Genomic DNA, 20820 nt, shown 5'->3' with positions numbered 1-20820 from the left:
GGAAATCCTATGATTTAATATAAATTAATAGACATTGATGGAACGCCGTATGCGGTGAAAGTCGCTTGTACGGTGTGGAGGAGGGGAAAAGAAGGAGATAATATCAAGTTCTTACCTATTCCTATATTATACAGCACCTTCTGGAGAGCCAATCTCTATGTGGTCTATTATGTCTTCAGGAAGTTGGGCAGGAAAGATTGGTGGGACAGAGCCAACTGGGTTCAGTCCATATGCAAAACAATTCTTCCAAGCAAACTATGGTGGTAATTGGCAAAAACAAATAACTCTTAATTATAATGAGATCTCAAAGGCTGGAGTTCGTGTAGATTTGAGACAAGCCAGTGAAGAAGGACAAGTAGTGAGAATTAATTTGCCAGATAAAGCACATGAAATTGTTAAACCTTTTGATGGAAAGTATGCTTACTTTGGAGGAAAAGGAAATGATGGTACTCCAGTTTTAACCAATATGATCACCAAGGTAGATCTAACAAAGTCTTTAAAACCAACTCTTAATTTTAAAACTTGGTACGATATTGAAAAAGGATGGGATTTTGCTACAGTTCAAGTTAGAGAAGTAGGGGCAACTGAATGGACATGTGTTCAAGGAAATATAACCACAGATAAACATGATCCACAAGCAAGTGTAGTGGTTCCTTATGGGATTACAGGAACTTCCAATGGCTGGGTAGATGGAATATTTGATCTAACTGCATTTAAAGGAAAGAATGTAGAAGTTAAGTTTGAATACCAAACAGATACCTATTCCTTTGGGGCAGGTTTTTATGTGGATGATATTAAGTTGTTAGATGGTTCTAACTTATTATTTTCAGATAATGCAGAAGAAACACCTAAGTTTATAATGAATGGATTTAAACAAGATACAGGTGTAGTTTATGCTCCACACTATTATTTAGTTGAATGGAGAAACCATCATGGGGTAGATAAAGGACTTGCAAATATTGGGGTATTAGGGCAAACTTTAGCTTATGACCCAGGTATGGTTGTATGGTATGTAGATGATTATTATTCTGACAACTGGAGAGGTGTTCATCCAGGAGAGGGTTATCTTGGAGTAGTTGACGCAGATCAAAACAGTGTACTTTGGAGATTTGCAGACGGAAAGACACCATCTAGTTTGGCAAGTGGAAGATATCAAATGCATGATGCTGCTTTTAGTAAGAATAAAGAAACAGATATAAATATTAATACAGATGTAGAACTTGGAAGATCACCTGTTGACCTATACAGATTTACGGAGCCAAACTTTAATGATAGCAATAATTACTCAAATGTTGAAATACCTACTCTAGGAACTAATATTCCTAAGTATGGACTAAAGATTCAAATAGCAAATCAAGCTAAAGATAACTCATCAGCTAGCATAATTATAAAGAAATAATTAGTTTAGAAGAGTTATCTATATACTACTAATTTTAGTAGTTATGAGCGAGGAAATACCTAAATACCACGGTGTCAGAAGTAAACAAATATATAAAATGGGGTAAGAATGTTAAAATTCTTATCCTATTTTTATTGTTATTTTGATTTCAATCACATATTTAAATTTCAAATCCTCCTATAATTAAGTCATGAAGTGAAGCACAAAAATAAAACACAAAAGATATAAGAACTTTATAAACATATAAATTAAGCAAATTAATTAAAAATAAACTTCAATACATTAGTATAAATATAAAACGGTGATTTAAGGGAGGAAATAATAATGAAAAAAGATATATTAGTTGGAAGCAATGCTTATTGGGTAGGATATGTAGATGATAGAAAGGTGCCTTTCCATAGACTAGTTTTAGAAAAAGGAACAACTTACAACAGCTACTTATTAAAAACAGAAATGCCTACAATAATAGATACTGTAGATATAAGCTTTGGAAAAGAGTATGTTGAAAACTTAAAGCAACATATAGCTTTAGAGGAAATTAAGTATATAGTAATTAACCATGTAGAGCCAGACCATTCAGGAGCCCTTCCAGTACTTGCAGCTAAGGCAAAAGATGCGGTGATTGTAGCTACTGAGCTTGGAGTAAAAGAGTTAAAAGAAATGTATAAGCTTCACAATAGACAGTTCCTAATAGTTAGAGATGGAGACACTTTAGATATTGGTGGAAAAACTCTTAAATTCCTAGAGACTCCATATCTTCATACAGAAGAAACTATGGTAACTTATTCAGTGGAGGATAAAACTCTATACCCTTGTGATATTTTTAGTACTCACATAGCAACCTATGAGTTATTTAATGATTTATCAGCAGAGGACATTACAGGAGATTTTGAGGTTTATTATAGTTTAATCATGAACCCACATAAGAATTATGTTCAAGACATGATAAAGAAAATTAGACAACTGGATATAGAAGTTATTGCTCCATCGCATGGATACATTTTAAGAACTGATGCTAAGAAATATATTGATTCCTATGACAATATGAGTAAGACTTCTGAAAGCAATAGAAAAGCCGCTATTTTATTTTCTACTATGACTAGTAACACTAAGAAGTTAGCTACTTTCATTGAAGCAGCTTTAACAGCTAAGGGAATTGAAGCAGTATTAATAAATGTAAAAGAAGAAAAAGATGTAGAAGTTGCAAAGGAAGCTGTTTTAAACTCAGATATCTTATTCTTTGGAAGTTCTACTCGTTATGGAGATATGGTAGGAAAAATTGAAGAGGTTTTAAAAGAGCTTAATAATATGGATTTAACCTCAAAAGTAGGGGTTGCCTTTGGATCCTATGGTTGGAGTGGAGAGGCAATTGAAATCATAAATGATTATTTAAAAACTTCAACTATGAAGGTTTTAGATAGTTCACTTATTATTAAATCTACTGGAATGGATAATGTTCAAGCTCCCATAAGAGTTAAATTTGCAGTGGAAGAGGAAGTAAGTAAGTTTAAGGAAACTGTAGAAGTTATTAGTGATATATTAGCAGGGTAAGGTTAGACAGTATTTATTGGATAGTAAGTAAAAAAGGCAACAGATAAAAGTACTAGCTTAAGCAACCCGTGAATTAGTTTTAAAAGAGTATGATTTTAAAACTGATTAGAAAAACTCAATACATTTAATATTAAATATGTGTTGTAGTTTTAAGTGAAGTGATTAATAATAAAAGTAGTGGTGGATACCGTAGAATCCATTACTACTTTTATTTTTTTATGTATATAAAGTGTAACAAAGATACTGCATAAGTATATCAAACTCTATTGAAGTGAGGGATTAGTTTGAATTGTAATTGTGATAGATGCAAAAATCAGTTATGTGCTAGTAAAGTGCCTATATTCTCTAACTTAAATAATGAGGAGCTTTTAGAAATAGTAAACATGACAGGACATAACAACTATAGTAAGGGAGAGAACATATTTTTAGAGGGAGATGAAGCTGAAACCTTATACCTTATTAATGAAGGTAAGATTAAGCTATACAAGTATACTAAGGACGGCAAACAGCAAATCCTACATATACTATCAGAAGGGGATTTTTTTGGAGAACTTAATCTTTTTAAGAATTCTCAGTATGGCTTTAGTGCAGAGGCCATTGGTAGTTCTAAAATTTGCACCTTAACTAAGGATAAAATGAAAAGCATCATTTTAAGCAAACCTGAAATAGGCATAAAAATTCTTGAAGTAGTAGGCGATAGACTTTCAAAGGTGGAGAGTCTTGCTCAACATTTAGCTACTAATGATGTGGAATCCAGGCTTGCTTATCTTTTAGTGGATATGATGGAGAGTTATGGTAAAAAAACTGCTAAGGGAATAGAAATTGAACTCCCTATATCAAGGGAAGATATGTCAAATTATACTGGAGTTGCCAGAGAGACCATCAGTAGAAAGCTTAAAAAATTTGAAGAAGAAGGCTATATAAAGCTAGTAGGAACTAAAAAAGTTATTATACTAGAAGAAGAAGTTTTGAGAGACTTAATTTAGATTAAAAGTCTAAGAAAGTTTCTTTATTAAAAAATATTTGCTCATTAGAAAAGTTCCTCTAATAGATTGTTTTATGCTTAAGGTGATTATTTAAGAAGTTTAATTTTAGGAGAAAGCCAAAAACAAAGCAAGTAGGACATGAAAAGACCAGTGAGAAAACTTTAGAGGTCTTTCAAGTCCACTTGCTTTTAATTTACTTTCTATATCTTACTGTAGGCACATTAATATCATTTCTATAAGGGCTTGGAGGTATAAATAATCCAGTTTCAATACTAGGTTCTACAGTGCTTCTAAGTTCTGCAATTTTAGTAACTCCAACATAGATATTAGAAATGGCATACCAAGTAGCAAAATCAACTTCTCCAGTTTGTGGTAAGTTAAAAATTCGTTGGAAAGTTCTCACTGCATTTGCCGTTGCAGGACCATAAACACCATCCACAGCAACCTTAGGAATTGCAGGGTAGTTCTGAGATATTCTATTTAAATAAGTTTGAATAACTCTTACCGGTTCTCCTCTGCTTCCTATTTTCAAGGTATAACCTGGATAGGACTTTGGAATGCCTGCAACCTTTTCTGCTTGAACTAAGTCTATATTAGTGCCATAGAAGTTGGTTAGAATTTGATAAGGAGTAAAGCCTCGATCTCCTAGATCCTTGCTTCCCCATTGAGTAAGCCATCCTGGACACTGAACTTGCCTTCCATCACAATATTGGGTTAGTAAAGGTTGTTTTGCCCCTCTTCTTCTTATATAAGTAGTAAAAATCTCATCTACAATTCTGTTTATATTATCAAAGATATTTCTTCCATAAGTAAAGGCGTGGTCAAAAGCAGTAGAATTTGTAATATCAAATTTATAGCCTTTACCTCGATACCACTCGGTATAAATCCTATTTAGGGTAAAGGATAAAATGCAATATATGTTGGCTCTGATAGTATTTTCTGGCCAGGTTGCATAAATTTCAGAACTAGCTACATTTTTAATGTAATCTTGGAACCTAACTGTATAGTTAGGAGCTGCTGTATTAGTTGGTGTTCCTGCATGGACAACTACAAATTCAGGAACCACAGGTCTAGGTAGCACCACAAATCCACTTGGTGGAGGAGGTAGTGGCTTCTCTGGGTCCTCAGGAATTTTAGGTGGAAAATCTCCAAAGAGCCTATTTGCAGGAACTTCAACCACCCGCGCAGGTTCTAATATTTCTCTAAGCCACCAGTTTCTAGCCTCTGTAACAGCGCCATTAGTTGTAGCGCCTGCTGCATTTGCAGGAGGAACTATATCTGCAGGATTTAAATTGCAAACTTGAAGGGCTGTGGTTTCGGGTAATATTTGACAGCCTCTTACAATGAAGGTCTCATAACCCTCTGCTTCTACGGTTACATCACAAGTACTATAGGGCTGCTGCGTAGTATTGTTTTCATCTAAAGAGAGCTCTACTGGGGGAGCTGTTAAGTCTATAACTTGTGTTTGCCCTTCTGCATTAGTGGTAAGAGTTCCAGTTTCTCTAGTAGCATTAGTGGTAGTATTAGCAGAACTTGTAGGAGTAACTGTTACCCTCGCATTTGTTATAGGAACATAAGTATTTCCTCGGAAAACTTGAACTTGCAATCTTCCTATATCTGCCATAAGATCTCCTTAATAACATAGTGATTCCTTATAGTATATGAAGATATAAGCTTATAGGTTACAAAATTTTTAGCACTTTATATTACACTGGTTTTATGTTGCAAGTATATGTTAAAATATAGTCAAACAGATTTAGGTATCTTGAAAAATAAGTAAGCCAGTATCATTGTCACTTATTTTCGAATGCCTTACATAGTTATAGGGGAAAGGGGAGAAGAGTATGTTGGAATTTTTTATACAGGGTTTTACCTTAGGACTTGCCTATGTAGCACCCATTGGGATGCAAAATATTTACGTTATCAACACAGCCATAGGTAAGAATAGATTTAGGGCCTACCAAGTAGCTCTAATTACTATATTTTTTGATATTTCCTTAGCTTTAGCATGTTTTTTTGGCATGGGAGCAATTATGGAGAGGTCTAAACTATTAAAAGGGATAATTCTTCTTGTTGGAGCTTTAGCTATAATTTATATTGGCTATGGACTTTTAAAAAGTGAACCAAACCTAAATAGAGAAGTTGATATAAATAAAACTTTAATGCAAGTTATTGGGACTTGCTTTATGGTTACCTGGATTAACCCTCAAGCTTTAATAGATGGATCCTTATTACTTGGAGGTTTCAGAGCATCACTTCCAGCTAATGCATCGGCCATTTTTATCTTGGGAGTTTGTACTGCATCCTTTACTTGGTTTACAGGACTTACAACGGTGGTATCAACCTTTAGAAAGAGTTTTAATGTGAAAATCATTAAAGGTATCAACATGGTTTGTGGGGCAATAATAATATATTATGGGTTAAAGCTTGGATACAACTTTATAAAAATGATATAATACATATTGAATTTTAATGTCCCATCTTGTATAGGTGGGATTAATACTTTAGGCATCTTCAAAAAATAAATAAGTCAATCTGCTCATCTATTTTGTGCTATACTGCGTCAACAGAACCCTTTGATAGCTCCACTATCTGCGGAACCTGTTTCCTTGTCTATCGCAAAATAGCTTTCACATCTTTAACTTGTTATTTATTTTCAGATGCCTTATATAAGGGGGAAGAGGTATGTCCATTAGCAGTTTTTTAAAACTAGTAGAAATTCAAACCAAGGTGGCAAGTATGATTCCTTTCTTTATAGGAACTATGTTTGCCCTTTATAGGTATGATAGCTTTAATATAGAAAATTTTATTATTATGTTTATATCTTTACTTTCTTTTGATATGGCAACCACTGCTATCAACAATTATTATGACTATAAAAAAGCAACAAGAACAAAAGATGATAGTTATAGAAAGACTAATGTTATTGGAAGAGATAATTTAAAAGAAGGCACAGTGGTTGGAGTGATAATTACTCTAGTACTTATAGCTATTGTGTTTGGAACTATTTTAACTTTAAAAACAGATGTTGTGGTATTACTAATTGGAGTAGTTTCTTTTGCAACAGGGATTTTATATACCTTTGGACCTATACCACTTTCAAGAATGCCTCTAGGAGAAATATTCTCAGGTTTTTTCATGGGATTCATAATATTATTTTTATCCATTTATATTCATATATTTGATAGCAATATTATAGTTTTAGGATTTCAAGGTGGAATATTAAGTCTTTCAGTTGATATTGTAGAAGTAGTATACATCTTTTTAATATCCATACCTGCAGTAGGTGGAATTGCTAATATAATGCTAGCTAATAACACCTGTGATTTAGAGGAGGATATTATAAATAAAAGATACACACTGCCTTATTATATAGGAAGAAAAGCTGCTCTAAGTCTATTTAAAGGCTTATATTACATTGGTTATCTAGCAATTATAGCTATGGTTATACTAAGGATTGCTCCAATAGCAGTACTGCTTGTGCTTCTTACCATAATTCCAGTGAAGAAACATATTGATATGTTTTATGCTAAGCAGGTTAAAAGTGAAACTTTTGTCCTTGGAGTAAAAAACTTTCTTATAATGAATGGAGCCTTACTCATAGTGATGGTAGTAGTAAATCTTATATCTATAGCTTTTTAGATAATAAAGTCTGAGGCATAAAGAATAAAAGAACTAAAGGAATTTAAAGCCATAAATAAGGGAGGATTAGTTTACTCCATTATTTGTGGCTTTATAAATTAATAAATGTAAGGGCTTATAAGAAACTAGCTGAGGTAATTCAGTAATGTATATCTTTGTAAATTATAAATACTAGGTAACAATTCAGTGCAGGTTATATTGTTAAAAAATCAGCAGAAAACCCTAAGCAGTGCAAGAAAATATGATTTTTTAAGTTGATTTTTAATGTTAATAGAGTAAATTAATTTAATGGTGGAGAAAAAAATAAAAAGAAAGTTTAAATAAACAAATTAATATAGTTAAAGTTAATAGTTTTATGTTGCTGGCATAAGTTGCTAAAAAAACCTATAACAAATAGTATTAAAGTCTTAAGATGGCTAGTATAATAATAATAGTAGTGATTAAACAAAAATTATGCACAAGAAATATAAAACAAATAAATTAATAAAAAATACAATAATTATCCTGTTTACATTATTAACATTTAAGTGTAGAATATTAATATAATGTGAAATGTTAAAATTATAACTTATTAACTATTAATGAGGTGAAATGAATGGATAAGCAAAAAAATATCCTGATTTTGGGGGCAGGTTATGCTGGGGTACATGCTGCAAAAATGCTTGCAAAGAAATACAAAAAAGACTCTAACATAAATATAACCTTAATAGATAAAAACCCATTCCATACATTAATGACAGAACTGCATGAAGTTGCAGGGGGAAGGGTTCATCCAGAATCAGTACAAGTTGATTTAGGAAAAATATTCAACAGAACAAAAGTTAACATTGTAACAGACTACATCACTAATGTAGATACTGATAAAAAAGTAGTTACAACTAAACTTGGAAGCTACACTTATGATTACCTAATTGTAGGTACAGGAAGTGAGCCAGCATTCTTTGGAGTTCCAGGAGTTAAGGAACATGGATTCACACTTTGGTCTTTTGAAGATGCTATTAGATTAAGAGGTCACATAACAAAAACTTTTGAAAAAGCTTCAAAAGAAAGAAATTCAAGCAAAAGAAGAGAAATGCTTACTTTCGTTGTAGCAGGTTCAGGGTTTACAGGAATAGAAATGGCTGGAGAGCTTTTAGAGTGGAAAACAAGACTTGCTAGAGAATACAAGATTGATGAAAACGAAGTAAAAGTTCTTGTAGTTGAAGCATTAAGCACTATCTTAAATATGTTAGATAGAAAACAAGCAGACAAAGCTGAAAAGTATCTAGCTAAGAACTGTGTAAAAGTTCTTAAAGAATCACCAATAGTTGAAGTTACAGCAGAAAATATTAAGCTAAAAACTGGTGAAGTTATACCAACTCAAACATTAATTTGGACATGCGGTATTCAAGGAACTCAAGAAGCTAAGGAATATGGCTTAAAGGTTGGAAGAGCTAGCAGATTAGAAGTTAATGAAAGAATGGAAGCTGTTGGTAAAGAGGGAGTTTATGTAGTTGGAGACTTAGCACTTAATACAGATGCTAAAGGAAACATTACAAACCCACAAATCGTTGAAGCAGCAGAACAAACTGCAGCAACAGCAGTTAAGAATATAGTTGCTCATATGACAAATGGTGAGAAAGTTAACTTTAGTCCAAAATACCATGGCTTCATGGTATCTATAGGTGGAAAATATTGCGTAGCTAATACAGCTGGAATCAAGATGTCAGGCCTTTTCGCAATGATGACTAAGCATTTAGTTAATATGTACTACTTATTTGGAATAGGTGGCTTCTATCTAATTTGGAGATACCTACAACATGAATTCTTCCACATGGAAGACAATAGAACAATAATAAGAGGACATGTGTCTTCTCACGGTAATAGATTATGGCTTGTACCTTTAAGATTATTTATGGGTTGTATGTGGTTACTAGAAGGTGCTAAGAAGTTCTTTGGAGAGGCAACCTGGAAAGCAGCTACAGAAAGCTTTAGTACTTTAGGTGACTTATTTAAAGGTATAGGACCAGATAGCTGGTTAAAAGCTGGTAATGTTAAAATGCCATTTGAATGGTTACAAGTTGCTGGAACTTCAGGAGCATCAGCAGCAGGAGCAGCAACAGATGCGGCAACAAGTGCATCTCAAGCGGCAGGTGCAGCAGGGGCTGCGGCTTCATGGCCAACACCAATAATTAGTGAGATGCCAAAATTCTTTAAAGCTATAATGGAATTTATGATTCCAAACCCAGAAATCGCAGTTTGGTTCCAAAGAATGGTTGTATGCTTAGAGATAGGAATGGGACTTGCTTTACTTGCAGGATTATTTACATGGCTTGCTAGTGCAGCATCAGCCTTCATGGTATGTAACTTTATTCTTTCAGCAATGGCTGGTTGGGAAATTTTATGGTACTTCTTTGGTTCAATCGCACTAATGGGTGGTGCTGGTAGAACATTAGGACTTGACTACTATGTAATGCCATGGCTTGGAAAAACTCTGGGCAAATGGTGGTTTGGAAAAGAAAAGCCAATATATGGCTATGAAAATAATAAGTCAATTACGATGTAGTTAGGCATCTTCAAAAAATAAATAAGTCAATCTGCTCGTCTATTTTGTGCTATACTGCGTCAACAGAACCCTTTGATAGCTCCACTATCTGCGGAACCTGTTTCCTTGTCTATCATAAAATAGTCTTCACATCTTTGACTTGTTATTTATTTTCAGATGCCTTAACTAAAAATTAGCTTAGCATCTATGAAGATATAAAGATGTATCTTTATAGGTGCTAGCTTTTTATATGAAAGAACATTAATAACATTTGGATTATATAGATAAAAAAAGAATAAGGTTCCTATCGTAAAGGATTATTTACTAAATATAAGTTGCAATTTTTTTTATAGTTTTTGAAGGTAAAATTTATTTTATAAATTTTTAAATGGCTTAACAAGGTCTAGATAAAATTTGAAATAACTTAAGTATTTACAATGGTTACCGATATACTAAAGGATACTTAAAAATTATTAAAAAAAATAATATAAGTAGTATATTATATTGTATAATTATTTATAGAACTCATATTGTAGATAAACAAATTTAAAATCAAACATGGATCTAAAATTCTAAAGGTACTAACCTTGTAAGTAATCTTTATATTTATAGTCTATTGATGATAGTTAGATCTTTTATAAGCAACTTTCTTTGGTGAATTAGATTTTGTTCAAGTTATTTATCTATAATAATTAAATATTTTTAGCTTTTTTACATATAGTATTAATATGAAACAACTTAAAGTTTCAATTAATGGCATACTATAGCTAACACATGAATTTTAGGTTTTTAACTAAGTATAAGATTTTAAGAATGACACTTTAAATTTATTACTAACACACTAAGCTATAGTTAAAACTTGGTTATATATACAAATACAATTATTAGAGGTTGATATTATGAAGGTTAACAAAATGTGGGACAAGTATCCAGAATTAAAAGAAGATTTAGAAGGTGTTCTACAATTAATGGATAAAAACATTAAATGTAAGGATAAAAGAATTGAAAATTCCATAAAAGAATTAATTTATTCTGGTGGTAAACTTCTAAGACCAGCCTTTTCTTTAATATCATCAAGATTTGGACAGTACAATGAAGAAAAAAGTAGGTCAGTGGCAGCAGCTATAGAAATGCTCCATATGGCTACCTTGGTTCATGATGATGTTATAGATGATGCAAAGACAAGAAGAGGACAGGAAACACTTCAGTCTAAGTATGGCAAGGATTATGCAGTTTATATTGGAGATTATTTGTTTTGTGTGACTTTCAAACTTTTATCAACACACTCTTCTTCCCTAGCAAGTATTAAGATAGATTCCAGGGCTATGGAAAGAATTTGTCTAGGTGAGATTGATCAAATGAATTCCAAGTTCTTAGTAGATACTTCTGTAAAGAAATATCTTTCTAGAATTCAAGGAAAAACTGCAGAACTATTTTCTTTAAGTTTTTACAGTGGAGCCTCTGAATCAGGCTGTGAAGATAAGTTAAGCAAGCAATTTTGGCAAATAGGTCATAATATAGGAATGGCTTTTCAAATAATTGATGATATTTTAGATTATTCTTCTGAAGGTAGCATTCTAGGAAAACCTGTAGCAGCAGATATCAAACAAGGGATTTTCAATCTTCCTCTAATTTATGCCATGGAAAAGAATAAGGATGAATTTAAAGCTATTTTAGAGAAAGAAATTATTACAGATGAGGATGTTTCAAATATTATGGAATTGGTAGTAAAATATAAAGGTGTTGAAAAAGCAATGGAACTTGCAGAAAAGTACACCAATAAAGCTTTTAAACTTATTAATAAACTACCAGAGAACCCGTATAAGAATATTTTATTAGAACTTGCTGAAAAGTTATTAGATAGAAATTATTAATTATAGGGAATCAAAGTTAAGACTCAACTTGTACTCAGACCTACCTTGGTTCCCTTAAGGCTTTTTCAAGAACAATAAAAAAGTTTCATTATGGAAGCCTATATAGACACTTCTTAATTTATCATGAATATGATAATTAGGAGGTGTTTTTTTATGAAGGTAGATATGGTTTTTGAAGGAGGAGGAGTTTTAGGAATTTGTTTTGTAGGAGCACTAACCTCCCTTAAGGAACATGGATATGAAGTTGACAGATGTGCAGGCACTTCAGCAGGGGCCATTATGGCAGCCTTAGTTGTAGCAGGGTATTCTGTAGAAGAGCTCTATGACATAATAGGAAACACTAACTTCTCAAGCTTCAAAAAAAGAGAAAGACTGTGGAAAATACCAATACCAAGATTTCTTGAGTTTTTAGGCAAAAATGGACTTCATAATGGAGAAAACATAGAAAACTGGATAAGACCACTTTTAGAAGCAAAGGGAGTTACAAAGTTTAAACATGTAATGAAAAATGGCAATAGTAGGTTGAAAATTATAGCTTCAGATGTGACTAAGGGTGACATGCTAGTATTACCTGAAGATTTAAAAAGGTATGGCATAGACCCAGAAGAATTTGACATAGCAACAGCAGTAAGAATGAGCGCAAGTATTCCTTTTTATTTCACTCCTTATGTTTTAAGTTATAAAGATGGGAACAGCTGCATTGTAGATGGAGGACTTTTGAGCAATTTTCCTATTTGGATTTTTGATTTAGAAGGAATGCCAAGGTGGCCAACCATAGGACTTAGGTTAGATAAAGTAAGAAAAAAGGAAAAAAAGAAAAATTGCAACTTAATAAAGTTTACAAAAGAGGTGGTAACTGCACCTATAGATGTAAATGGAGAAAGATTTATAAGAGACAAGGATTTAATTAGAACTATCATAATTGAGTATGATGGAGTTTCAGCTACGGACTTTGATGTGGCGTATAAATATAAAGATTTGTTGTTTAAGCTAGGTTATAAATATACAGAAACCTTTCTAAAGAGATGGGATGTTCAAAGATATATAAATGGACTTGATGGTTATAAAAAGCTATGAAGTAATATATAATTAATTTTATCTTGGCTAGTGAAGATTTTTAATAAGTATTATACCTAGTAAAAAATAAGCTCAATATAGTGATGATAACGAAAAAATTCACATAAGCAGTGTAATATAAGGTATACAAATTTAAGCATAGTAAAAAGCTACTAGAAAGCCTTGCGGTTTTCTAGTAGCTTTTTTACTTACAATTAAGTTAGTAGGGGTTTAGGGTACTAACTTAATCATAGCTAAAAGGAGCGACTTGGTTTTAGGGGTTAATTAGTAAGAATATATTCATACTCTATGTTTAGTATATTACAGTGTCTATATTTCAGTTAGGTGGCAAATATGTAAATAAAGTGTTAACACTATCATAAGGATATAGGTTTCTAAGGTAAACAACATTTTACTTATAACGCAGAAGCTTTAAGGTAATCAGTGTGTGAATAATATATAACTTAGTCCTAGACAGGGTTTCTCTAGGGTCATTGTTTCTTAAATATTTGATTTGTGTTAGTATTATAAAGAAAGTCACTATTCAAATTAGAACCAAAATTACTTTATATATAAGGAACTAAGTTAAAGGCTTAACCTATATAGAGAAACTACGTTGATTTCTTTAAGGACTTTTGAAGATAAGGGAATCAATCGCCCACTAAGTAAGCCTATGTAGAATAAGCAATTTAACCATTAAAGTGATTTTTCTATTGTTGAATTTAAGATTTATAAAGAAATATAGAATTTATTATGTGATTTCATTTATTAGTAACTTGAAAATGAAAGCTGCATAAACTGAGAGGATGTTTTTATGAGTAAAATATTAGTTCTTGCTGAAAAGCCTTCTGTAGGAAGGGATTTAGCTAGAGTTTTAAACTGTAATAAAAAAGGTAATGGATATTTAGAGGGAGATAAGTACATAGTTACTTGGGCTTTAGGACATCTAGTAACTTTAGCAGACCCGGAGGCTTATGATGAAAAATATAAGTCCTGGAGAATTGAAGATCTGCCAATGCTTCCTAAATATTTAAAGTTAGTAGTTATAAAGCAAAGTGGAAAGCAGTTCTCAGCAGTTAGAGAGCAAATGAATAGAAAAGATGTTAGTGAAATTGTTATAGCAACAGATGCTGGTCGAGAAGGCGAACTAGTTGCTAGATGGATAATTGAAAAAGCTGGGGTTAAAAAGCCGCTTAAAAGGCTTTGGATTTCTTCAGTTACTGACAAGGCAATTAAAGAAGGTTTTAGCAAACTAAGACCAGGAAAAGATTATGAAAATCTTTATGCTTCAGCTGTTGCTCGTTCAGAGGCAGATTGGGTAGTTGGAATTAATGCTACTCGTGCTCTAACTTGCAAGTACAATGCCCAACTGTCTTGCGGTAGAGTTCAAACTCCAACTCTAGCTATAATTGCTAGAAGAGAAGAAGAAATACAAAACTTTAAACCTAAGAGCTATTATGGAATTACTGCAAATACTAAAGATATAAAACTTGTATGGCAGGATAGCAAATCAAAGGATGTTAAAACCTTTGATAGAGAAAAACGAGATAAAATAATGGGAAGCTTAAAAAATAAAGATGCTGAAGTTATTGAAGTAAGCAAGACAGATAAAAAATCCTTTGCTCCAGGACTTTATGATTTAACGGAGCTTCAACGTGATGCAAATAGAATATTTAGTTTTTCCGCAAAGGAAACCTTATCTATTATGCAAAAATTATATGAAAGTCATAAAGCTTTAACTTACCCTAGAACAGATTCTAGATATATATCAACAGATATTGTAGATACATTAAAAGATAGAGTTAAGGCTGTAGCTGTAGGACCTTATTCAAAGGTAGCTTTTAAGGTGTTAAAGGGTTCTATTAAAGGAAACAAGTCCTTTGTAGATAACAGCAAGGTTTCAGACCACCACGCTATAATTCCTACAGAAGAAGTGCCAGATTTAAGCTCTTTCAATGATAAGGAAAGAAAGATTTATGACCTAGTAGTAAAACGTTTCTTAGCAGTTTTATACCCACCTTTTGAATATAATCAAATATCAGTAACAACTAGTATTGGTGGAGAACACTTTATTGCAAAGGGCAAGGTTATACTAGCTCAAGGCTGGAAAGAAGTTTATGACAATAGCTTTGAGGAGGAAGATGCTAAGGATGATGTAAGAGAGCAAATCATGCCTAACTTAAATAAAGGAGATGTGCTAAAGGTTATATCACTAATAGAAACTAAAGGTGAAACTAAACCGCCAGCTCCTTTTAATGAAGGAACACTTCTTTCAGCTATGGAAAATCCAGTGAAGTATATGGATACAGAAAACAGCGCCTTAAAGAAAACCATAGGAGAAACAGGGGGACTTGGTACTGTTGCAACTCGTGCAGATATCATTGAAAAGCTATTTAACACCTTTGTTATAGAAAAAAGAGGCAAGGATATTTTCATAACTTCAAAGGGAAAGCAGCTTTTAGAGCTAGTTCCAGAGGATTTAAAATCTCCAACCTTAACAGCACAGTGGGAGCAAAAGTTAGCAGCAATTGCTAAGGGGAACCTTAACAAAGATACCTACATCAATGAAATGAAAAACTATGCTAAACAGGTAGTTAATGAAATAAAGAGTAGTGAAGAAAGATTTAAGCATGATAATATGACTAGAAATAAATGCCCTGAATGTGGCAAGTACATGCTTGAGGTTAATGGTAAAAAGGGCAAAATGCTTGTTTGCCAAGATAGAGAATGTGGTTACAGAAAGGGAGTAGCTAGGGTTACTAATGCTAGATGTCCTGAATGTAAAAAGAGATTAGAAATTAGAGGTGAGGGTGAAGGACAAATTTATGCTTGCCCAAATAGCAACTGTAACTTTAGAGAAAAGGTATCTGTATTTAATAAAAGATTTGAAAAATCTGACAAGGTAAATAAAAAAGAAGTAAATAACCTAATGAAAAAAATGAAGAAGGAAGCTGAGGAGGATTTTAATAATCCATTTGCTGATCTTTTGAAGAATTTTAAATAATAAACAGAGCTTTAGGCATTTACACTGTAAAAATAAAAAGAGCAAATATAGAATAAATGGTTAGAAGAGAGCCATTATTAAATTAGTATATAGGGGAAAAGCAATTCTTATATTAAAATCTATAATGAGCCAAATTTAATAATTGACATAACTTTGTAGGTAAACTAAGAAAAACATACAAAAGGTATAGGTTAACATGAAAATTCCAGTAGAGGTTTCACTTTGCTGGAATTTTTATGTTTATTTTGTGAAAATAATCTATGCTATAATAAATTTAGAAATATAAAAACAAAACTTTAAAGTTAGATACTTAAAATAATTCATACTACAAAATTGATTATACAAGGAGAATTAAAATGATACTTGATGCATTACAAAGTGTTTTAACTATATTTATAATGGTTGCTTTAGGGGTAGTTTTAACTAAAAAAGGTTGGTTTGATGAAAATACTGGAAAGCTTTTTTCTAAAATCGTAACTAAGGTTTCACTTCCTGCCTTTATGATAGTAAACTTAACTTCCTCCTTCACAAAGGATGTTTTAACCACCTCTTCCTTAGGTATTGGACTAGCTTTTCTTAACATGATAGTTTGTTATGGGATTGGACATGTTCTTGGAGGAATTATTAAGGTTGATAAGAGAAAAAGAGGACTTTTTAGTGTTATGTTTGGATTATCCAACACTATATTTATAGGACTACCAGTGAACACAGCACTATTTGGAGGGGAAAGCACTCAATTTGTGCTTCTTTATTACATAACTAATACCCTATTTTTCTGGACTTTAGGAGTGTATGGTATTAAAAAAGATAGTGGACAAGTATCTGCTAATATATTTTCTTTAGACTCTTTAAAAAATATAATTACTCCACCAATTGTTACTTTTGTAATCTCAGTAATTTTAATTCTTTTAGGTATAAGACTCCCTAAGTTTTTCCTATCAGCTTGCAGCTATGTGGGAAGTCTTACAACTCCCCTTTCTATTTTCTTTATGGGAATAACTTTAACCAGATTAGATAAAAAGTCTATTAGGTTCAATAGGGAAACTGTAGCCGTGGTTTTTGGAAGGTTTATCTTAGCTCCATTAGTGATGTTTCTTATTATAGGAGGTTTAGGTTTTCCAATTCTTATGAAGAAGGTTTTTATTCTTGAAGCGGCCATGCCAGTTATGACTCAATCTGCTATAGTAACAGAAGCCTATGGAGGAGACTATAAAGAAGCTACAGTACTCTGTACATTAACTACAGCACTTAGTTTAATATTTATTCCAATATATATGGTGCTCTTTAACTACTTATAATGAGGAATTGTACTTGAATAAAATTACATAAGTGGTAAAATGGTCATAATAACTTATGAGATAAACTATATAATGTTAAAGGAACTAAAGAATAAGTATATGTGAATGTAAATATAAACATATAAATGAGAAAATGAACTTCTTAATGGAGGGGTGAAATCTAAAATTACCATGGGGGATAAAAATGGGGGAGATGTAATGGGGAAGTTTTGGTTTAAAAGGGGAGTTTTATTATCTGTTCTCATTTCCTTATCTGTAGTACTTGCAGGATGTTGGAATAAAGCTGATAAAAAAAGTAGTGAAGAAAGTGCTTTTTCACAGGGGGAAGCAGGTAAGGATGGTGCTTTAGAGGATAAGGTATATAGCAACTACTTAAAGAAGAATACTGCAGCCTTAGATATTGAGGATAATGATAAATTTTCAACGCTTAAACTGTTGGAAAAGGATACTAAGGACAAAGAAATATTTTTAATTGGGGAATATCATTATGTAAAAGATAATTCTAGTGTTCAATTAAAACTTTTGAAGTACTTTAAGCAAAAAACTAATTTTAAATACTTCTTATGTGAAACTTCTTATTTAGCAGCAAAAAAGTACAATGAATATTTAAATACAGGGAATGAAAAAGTTATAACAGAATTGATTAACACTGAAGAAAATTTGGAGTTTTGGAGAAAGTTTTATGAATATAATAAGACTTTAAAGGAAGAAGATAAAATTCAGGTAGTTGCGCCAGACATAGGAAATATGGATAATAATTTGAATTATCTTATTGAAGTCCTTTCTTTAAAGGATTTACCTATGGATATGAAAGGTGATCTAACTTTACTTAAAGAGTATAAGTCCTATATAGAAACCTTTTCTAATTTGGAAGAAAGTAAAAGTGGTATGGAAAAATATGTGGATACCTATTTAAATGAGAATAAAGAAAAGTTTACAAAGCTTTATAAAAGTATAGAAAGCAAGAAGGCCTCTTACGAAAGTATACTGAAAGAAGATTACTTTGGATTTAACTATGTACTTAAAAATTTAAAAGACTTGATAAAAGTTCAAGAGAATACAATAAATTATGGAAAGACTAAGGATTTTGCAGAAATTTTGCGTATTAGGGATTTAAAAATTGCAGAAAACTTCAACTTACTCTACGAAAAGCTACCAAAGGGAAAATACTTTGGTATATGGGGAAGCGCTCATGCTTACCAGAAGGAAATACTATCAAAAGAGGGGGTTAAAACTAACAACTTTGCTGCTCAGCTGAATAAGGAAGGAAGTTCATTAAAAGGAAAGATATTAACAATAGCTACTTTTTATGATAATTGTTTTACTAGTCTTTCTGGGAATTCACAGCCCTTATCTAGTTATAAAAGCAATAAAGTTATGGATGAAGTTATCAAGAGTAAACATACTTTAATAAAACTTAATAATGATAATTCGCCTTATAGCAAAGAGTTAAAGTGGGATTTCGTTAAAGAACCCTATGGGAAACCAGAGGGTGGTGTAACCACAGATTATCTCCAGTATTTAATTATAATAAAAAATTCAGAGAGTGATGTCATAATAAATGAGTAAAAAAGTGCAGGCATAAAGAAATAAATATAAGAATAAATAAATATGTAAAGATAAGAAGATATAGTATTTATGCGGGTTTAGAGCTAAAGGAGGTGTTTGTATGAGTAATAAAATATCTTTAATAGTAAATATTCTATGTGTAGTTTGGCTTGGGTATTCTTTTATCACCAGTAGAACCAGTGGTTTTGGCAGTACCTTTCATATTGTCGCTTTAGTGGTACTTATAGTAAGCTCATATACACATTATGTTAGTATTAAGAAAACTTCTTCAAAGAGAGCATAGCTGTGAACAATGAAGAAGTAGTTACTTTAGGTACCTTTATGTAAAATTAAATTGTATAAGGTAGAGGAAGAGTATAGGTTTATAGCTTATGCTCTTTTAGTTTACAATATAATAAGACCTTTAGGATAAAACTAATACTTTCCAAAGACAAATTATTGTAAAGGTGTTATAATATTTGAAGAAATAAGGCATTAGAAAATAAATAACAACTCAAAATAGACAAACATACTGACTTATTTATTTTTTGAAAATGCCTAAGAGAGATAACACAACTAATTAGAGGTGAAAAACATATGAGCGAAATTGCAGGAAGCGGTTGCGAGATACTAGTACCATTTAATGAAAGAAAACCCCTTGAAGAAATAGAGAGAAGCTTAGTTAAGACATATAGAAAAAATGTTTGGTCAAAGTTTATAAAGGCAATAAAGGATTATAAGTTAGTTGAAGAAGGAGATAAGATTGCAGTAGGTATCTCTGGAGGAAAGGATAGCTTAATTCTTGCAAAGTTATTTCAAGAGTTAAAGAAACATGGAAAAATGAAGTTTGAAGTTGAATTCATTGCCATGGACCCAGGTTATCATCCACAAGTTAAGGAACTGCTTATAGATAACTGTAACTACTTAAACATACCAATTCATCTTTATGAATCTGGAATCTTTACGGTAGTGGACAAAATTGCAAAGGATTATCCTTGCTATATGTGTGCAAGAATGAGAAGAGGGTCTCTTTATGCTAAGGCTCAGGAGCTTGGATGTAACAAGCTTGCTCTTGGACATCACTTTAATGATGTTATTGAAACTACCATGCTTAATGTGCTTTATGCAGGAAATTTTAAAACTATGATGCCAAAGCTTAAAGCAGCTAACTTTGAAGGATTAGAGCTTATTCGACCACTTTACTATGTGGAAGAAGAGTACATACAAAGATTTACTCAAAATGCTGGCATATGGCCACTTAACTGTGCTTGTATGGTGGCAGCAAAGAAAATCGGAAACAAGCGTTATGAAATTAAGGATATGATTAAGAAGATTAAAGAGGACTTTAAGGATGTAGATAAATCTATTTTCCGTGCGGCAGAAAATGTTAACATGGAAGCCATCTTAGGTTGGGAAAAAGGTGGAGAGAAGCATTCCTTCTTAGACTTTTATGATGAAGAATAAAGGATAAAAAATCACTGGCTTTGAAATTGGTTTCTAAAGCCAGTGATTTTTATAAGCATTTTTGTTATTACTGCCCAATAAATAAGAAGTTTCTTAGTTAACTCTATAAATACAAATAAATACTATCAATTTCTTTTGTTTATCCTTTTATACATTAAGTAAGACCAAAAAGTAATGACTCCACTTAAGTATAAGATAGCATGAATAATATTCATAGTTTGTCCACTATCGTAAACTAATGATAGTATACTAACTCCAATAAGAATAGTTATAATCGAACAAATTACTGCATATATATAATCCCTCATAAATCCTCCTTGTAAAAATTTATTAGTATAATTATAGTATAGTTGTATTAAGTTGGATAGAGTTATAATTAACACTTCTTGAATATTAAACTAATTTTTGAGAATTATCACCAGGGTAGATGAATAATTAGAATCTCCTTTATAAATAATACATGTAATAATGTTT

General features: G+C 32.0%; 15 protein-coding genes. 13 read left to right on the top strand and 2 right to left on the bottom strand.

What is annotated here, in order from left to right; all coding sequences use genetic code 11:
• Nucleotides 1-97 precede the first annotated feature (97 nt).
• From J2Z44_RS15145 to J2Z44_RS15135, 3 genes are all read left to right on the top strand, one after another.
• Complete coding sequence (locus J2Z44_RS15145; RefSeq protein ID WP_342591520.1) at nt 98-1399, top strand: immune inhibitor A domain-containing protein; 1302 nt, start codon at nt 98-100, stop codon at nt 1397-1399.
• Nucleotides 1400-1723: 324 nt separating this feature from the next.
• Complete coding sequence (locus tag J2Z44_RS15140) at nt 1724-2950, top strand: FprA family A-type flavoprotein (RefSeq protein ID WP_021282892.1); 1227 nt, start codon at nt 1724-1726, stop codon at nt 2948-2950.
• 284 nt (nt 2951-3234) lie between these two features.
• Entirely contained in the window at nt 3235-3936 is a 702-nt protein-coding gene (locus J2Z44_RS15135) for a Crp/Fnr family transcriptional regulator (protein WP_245353380.1), read from the top strand.
• Nucleotides 3937-4129: 193 nt separating this feature from the next.
• On the opposite strand, the gene J2Z44_RS15130 is transcribed toward J2Z44_RS15135, so the two are convergent.
• Complete coding sequence (locus J2Z44_RS15130) at nt 4130-5560, bottom strand: peptidoglycan-binding domain-containing protein (protein WP_021283035.1); 1431 nt, start codon at nt 5558-5560, stop codon at nt 4130-4132.
• 220 nt (nt 5561-5780) lie between these two features.
• Here J2Z44_RS15130 and J2Z44_RS15125 point away from each other — a divergent pair, with 220 nt between their 5' ends.
• The 10 genes from J2Z44_RS15125 (at nt 5781) to J2Z44_RS15080 (ending at nt 20346) form a co-directional block, all read left to right on the top strand.
• Nucleotides 5781-6392 carry a LysE/ArgO family amino acid transporter gene (locus J2Z44_RS15125; RefSeq protein ID WP_021283036.1) on the top strand — a complete coding sequence of 204 codons (612 nt, stop codon included), beginning with the start codon at nt 5781-5783 and terminating at the stop codon, nt 6390-6392.
• A 229-nt stretch (nt 6393-6621) separates the two neighbouring features.
• Complete coding sequence (gene menA, locus J2Z44_RS15120) at nt 6622-7578, top strand: 1,4-dihydroxy-2-naphthoate polyprenyltransferase (RefSeq protein ID WP_021283037.1); 957 nt, start codon at nt 6622-6624, stop codon at nt 7576-7578.
• A gap of 595 nt (nt 7579-8173) precedes the next feature.
• Nucleotides 8174-10123, top strand: coding sequence for an FAD-dependent oxidoreductase (locus J2Z44_RS15115; protein ID WP_021283038.1), 1950 nt, complete (start codon nt 8174-8176; stop codon nt 10121-10123).
• Nucleotides 10124-11001: 878 nt separating this feature from the next.
• On the top strand, nt 11002-11976 hold the full coding sequence (locus J2Z44_RS15110) for a polyprenyl synthetase family protein (RefSeq protein WP_021285574.1): 975 nt from the start codon (nt 11002-11004) through the stop codon (nt 11974-11976).
• A 153-nt stretch (nt 11977-12129) separates the two neighbouring features.
• Nucleotides 12130-13053, top strand: coding sequence for a patatin-like phospholipase family protein (locus J2Z44_RS15105; RefSeq protein ID WP_021285573.1), 924 nt, complete (start codon nt 12130-12132; stop codon nt 13051-13053).
• 793 nt (nt 13054-13846) lie between these two features.
• A complete protein-coding gene (locus J2Z44_RS15100; RefSeq protein ID WP_021285572.1) occupies nt 13847-16036 on the top strand; it encodes a DNA topoisomerase III in 2190 nt (729 codons plus the stop codon).
• Nucleotides 16037-16392: 356 nt separating this feature from the next.
• Nucleotides 16393-17334, top strand: a complete 942-nt coding sequence (locus J2Z44_RS15095) for an AEC family transporter (RefSeq protein WP_021285571.1) — start codon at nt 16393-16395, stop codon at nt 17332-17334.
• A gap of 153 nt (nt 17335-17487) precedes the next feature.
• The gene (locus tag J2Z44_RS15090; RefSeq protein ID WP_152513308.1) at nt 17488-18903 is read left to right on the top strand and encodes an erythromycin esterase family protein; all 1416 of its coding nucleotides are present in this window, start codon (nt 17488-17490) and stop codon (nt 18901-18903) included.
• Nucleotides 18904-19003: 100 nt separating this feature from the next.
• Nucleotides 19004-19186 (top strand): hypothetical protein, encoded by a 183-nt coding sequence (locus tag J2Z44_RS15085; protein WP_021285569.1) that lies wholly within the window; start codon nt 19004-19006, stop codon nt 19184-19186.
• Nucleotides 19187-19479: 293 nt separating this feature from the next.
• Entirely contained in the window at nt 19480-20346 is an 867-nt protein-coding gene (locus J2Z44_RS15080; RefSeq protein ID WP_021285568.1) for a tRNA 2-thiocytidine biosynthesis TtcA family protein, read from the top strand.
• A gap of 125 nt (nt 20347-20471) precedes the next feature.
• Here the strand turns inward: J2Z44_RS15080 and J2Z44_RS15075 are convergent, their stop codons facing one another.
• Nucleotides 20472-20654, bottom strand: a complete 183-nt coding sequence (locus J2Z44_RS15075) for a hypothetical protein (RefSeq protein ID WP_021285567.1) — start codon at nt 20652-20654, stop codon at nt 20472-20474.
• Nucleotides 20655-20820: the final 166 nt, after the last annotated feature.

It is taken from the genome of Clostridium punense (genome assembly GCF_017874425.1).
In the GTDB taxonomy this organism is placed as follows: Bacteria; Bacillota; Clostridia; order Clostridiales; family Clostridiaceae; genus Clostridium_J; species Clostridium_J punense.
Note: the sequence above shows the minus strand (reverse complement) of the source record. Positions and strands in the feature narration are given on the sequence as shown.